Origin of the sequence: Pseudomonas sp. 10C3 (genome assembly GCF_036346185.1) — a bacterium.
Classification (GTDB): domain Bacteria; phylum Pseudomonadota; class Gammaproteobacteria; order Pseudomonadales; family Pseudomonadaceae; genus Aquipseudomonas.
In genome coordinates this window covers 1-269 of record NZ_JASJVE010000117.1, presented here as the reverse complement: position 1 = coordinate 269, position 269 = coordinate 1, and the positions used below count along the sequence as shown (strand labels likewise).

At 58.4% G+C, this 269-nt stretch carries 1 protein-coding gene; it reads left to right on the top strand.

Features of this window, described 5'->3' with window-relative positions:
- On the top strand, positions 1-269 hold a 269-nt coding region (locus QN399_RS26345; RefSeq protein ID WP_330201946.1), incomplete at both ends, for a hypothetical protein.

The window sequence follows — 269 nt, the reverse complement described above, 5'->3', positions numbered from 1 at the left end:
CTGTAGCGATCATCGCCCGTTGGCTGCTCCGCAAGGGCGTTGATTGGACGATTCATCTCATGGTGTCGCGCTCCGAGAAACGCGAAGCGACGATGCCAGGCCGCACACGTCGCATCCTCGCAGAGGCGACCGGCGCGAGCATCGATCGACAAAATCAGCGCACCGCAACCGTTGGCGGACTTCTTTCGAATGTCGGTGTGACGATCATCATCATCGTCGCCCTACTTTCGGGATTCAGTACCATCGTCTTCAAGATCACCCCCATCCTC